Here is a 3179-nt window from a genome sequence, read left to right as displayed (position 1 = left end):
ATAGGTCTTGTCGCCGAGGTGTACGGTCACGTCACCGAGCGGGGCGTCGGGGACGATCCGTGGATAGTCACCGCCGCCGATCGTGATGCGCAGCTTCTCCCCAGGTTTGAACTCCCAGTGGGTCTGGCCGAGTCGGACCGAGTACTGCGTCGGCGCACCGGGCGTGACCGGCTTGGCCTTCTCCAGGCCGTCCCTCGACTGCGCACGCAGGTAACCCGTTTCGATGGGCAGGACGCGGCCGTCCGGCAGGACGGTCTCCAACTTGCTGACGAAGTAGGTGTCCTTCGTTTCGATCGACGCGTTCAGGTGCAGCGTGACCGGGCCCGCGAGTGTCGTGTTCGACGTGAACGCCGGGAGGGTGAAGGTGGCCCGGTCGGTCACGTAACGGCCGTTGGACAGGACGTTGTTCTGTTCGGCCGCGGCCTGGTTCTGCCCCGGGTCGTAGGGCAGGGTTCCGGTGACGGCGGCTGACGGTCCGTCGATCGGGTTGACCTGGTAGCGGTATCCCGTGGACGCGGGTGCGCTCTCGGCGAGTGCGCCGTCCGACGTCGGGTACAGGCGCGAGTTCGAGGTCGCCGTCGAGGGCCACTGGTCGTATCCGTGCCAACTGCCCGAGGCCTTGGCGGAGGTGGACGCGTAGCTGATCACGCGGTCCGGGGGCAGTTGCGCCCCGGGGAGCTTGGCCAGCCAGTGGTCGAACCACTGCAGGACCACGGAGTAGGAGATCGCGTTCGCGGAGTCGACGCCTTGCAGGACCGGGTCCAGCCCCGGGATCTGGAGGAAGCCGCCGTGGATCCACGGTCCGTTCAGCAGCCAGGTCTGCTGCGGCCGTTGCTCGACGGCGTCGAAGCCGCCGTTCTTGAAGATGTCGAAGTAGCCGCCGATGTGCAGCGTCGGGACCTTCACATCGTGCAGCTTGTTCGTGGTGACCGCCTGCTTCCAGTAGGCGTCGTAGAGCGGGTGCTGCTGGAAGCTGCGGAGGGTGCTGGTGTGGTCGGCGGGGCTGAGGATCGGGCCGCCGTTGGCCCACCAGGTGCCGTTGGTCGACGGGACTCCGCCGGGGTACACCCACTCCGAGTAGATGTCGGTCGGGGAGACGATGGGGACGATGGCGCGCAGGTGCGGCGGCTGGAGCGCGGCGGCGCGGTAGGACGTGACGGAGCCGTAGCTCTGGCCCATCTGCCCCACGTCACCGGTCGAGTTGGGCTGTCGTGCCAGCCACTCGATCAGGTCGTGGTCATCGGTGGCCTCCTTCGGCTGGAACCAGGAGGGGAAGGTGCCCGTCGAGTTGCCCGAGCCTCGGACGTTGCAGGTCAGCACGTTGTAGCCGCGCCCGGCCAGATAGCTGTACGCCGGGTTCTGGCGGTACATCTGATAGGGCGTGAAGTCGACCAGCAGGCTGGGGTGCTTGCCGCTGTCGACCTTGCCGTCATGGCCGGGCTCGTAGAGGTAGCAGTGGAGTCGGGTGCCGTCCCGCATGGGTACGCGCACCTCGGTATAGATGCTGTCGTACTGGGCAGGCCGGTCGTAGCCGAGCCAGTCGTGGATCGCCTTCGGGGCGGGCGAGTCGAGCAGCCCCGGGGTCGGGTACGCGTCCGTCGCGGAACCGCCGACGGAGCCCGCCGGGGCCGAGGCGAATCCGGCCAGGGTCAGTGCGATGGCCACGACCGCGGCCACCACTGTGGTGCTCCGTGAGCGGGGAAGACGTGTCACAGCGCCACTCCCTTGTGATCAAGCTGTGATGGTACGTAATCGCGTACGCTAGTACCGGGATACGAACCGGTCAACGGTCGCGCACCCCGCAGAACACACGGGCCGTCGGCTGTCAGTAGGTCGCTCGTCCGCCGCTGATGTCGTAGACGGCTCCGGTGGAGAAGCTGACCTGCTCGGAGGCCAGGAACGCGACCAGCTCGGCCACTTCCTCCGGTCGGCCGATCCGTCCCATGGGGATGAGGCCGGTGATGTGGGTCAGCACGTCGGGCGCCGTGTCGGCGTTCATGGGGGTGGCGATGACCGCGGGGGCGATGGCATTGACCAGGACTCCGCTGGTGGCGAGTTCCTTGCCGGCGGACTTGGTGAGGGCGATCACGGCGGCCTTGGACGCGGAGTAGACCGACAGGTTGGCGTTGCCGTCCTTGCCCGCCATGCTGGCGAAGTTGACCACGCGCCCCCAGCCGCGTTCGCGCATGCCGGGGACGAACGTCCGCAGGGTGTTCACGGTGCCCAGCACGTTGACGTCGAACACACGACGCCACTCCTCGGCGGTGGTCTCGGTCAGCGGCTTGTTCGGTCCGACGATGCCCGCCGAGTTGACCAGTACGTCCACCGGACCTATCTCGTCGGCGATCCCGCGCAGCGCGCCCTCGTCCGTCACGTCCGCGCGGACGTCGGCGCCCTGGAGGTCGAGTGTCGTCACCGTCAGCCCGTCGGCCCGGAGGCGTTCGGCCGTGGCCGCGCCGAGTCCGCTGGCTCCTCCGGTGACGAGGGCGGTCCTGGCGGCCCTCGTGTCAGTGCGACTCACAACTCACCTCCGAGCCACTGGACCCGACGAGGAAGTCCAGGTCGGCACCGGTGTCGGCCGGCACGTCCGCATCGGGCCGCCCGGCACCACAACGGCGGGCAGGTCCACCGACGCGGCGGCCATGAGCAGCAGCGACGGGATCGTCTTGTCCCAGCCGCCCAACAGGACAACACCGCCCGCCTCGTACACCCCGGTGCGCGCCGAGGCGGTCACCTCGCTCAGGTCCGCGTTGCAAGGGGTCGGGTCCGAGGCGGTGTTGGCGATGGCGATCTGCGGACGGCCGCCGAAGGCGCCCTCCGGAACACCGCGTCGCATCCCCGCCCAGGTGGATGCAGACGTTGCGGTCCTGGCTCTCGTACCACTGTGCGCTACGGAGTCTCACCGTTGAACTCCTTCCAATAATTGACACGGTGGTCTGATTTTTGGAACGCCATGGAGCATACGCAGACGCACGGCGGACTGACAGACCCTGACGAGGATCCCCAGAAGAAGCCGAGGGCAGCCGACTTGCAGGTTCGGGCCGGGTCCTGGCCGTCATCGAGGAACTCTCCAGGCATCCCGTCCGGGTGGGCCGTGAGGAGCTCACCCGCGTGATCGGCAGCCCCGGGCCGACCGTGCATCGGGCGCTGAGCCGCGCCGGTCTCGCCGACCGGGGCGG

The 3179-nt window shown here is 68.4% G+C and carries 1 protein-coding gene and 1 pseudogene; both read right to left on the bottom strand.

Annotation, left to right across the window (positions count from 1 at the left end; all coding sequences use genetic code 11):
• On the bottom strand, nucleotides 1–1713 hold a 1713-nt coding region (locus AB0J04_RS45660), incomplete at its 3' end, for a CocE/NonD family hydrolase (RefSeq protein ID WP_363174644.1).
• A gap of 112 nt (nucleotides 1714–1825) precedes the next feature.
• Nucleotides 1826–2903: pseudogene (locus AB0J04_RS45655) on the bottom strand (SDR family oxidoreductase).
• Nucleotides 2904–3179: the final 276 nt, after the last annotated feature.

Origin of the sequence: Streptomyces sp. NPDC050263, from assembly GCF_040655955.1 — a bacterium.
Taxonomy (GTDB): domain Bacteria; phylum Actinomycetota; class Actinomycetes; order Streptomycetales; family Streptomycetaceae; genus Streptomyces.
This window is presented reverse-complemented; position numbering and strand designations above follow the sequence as displayed.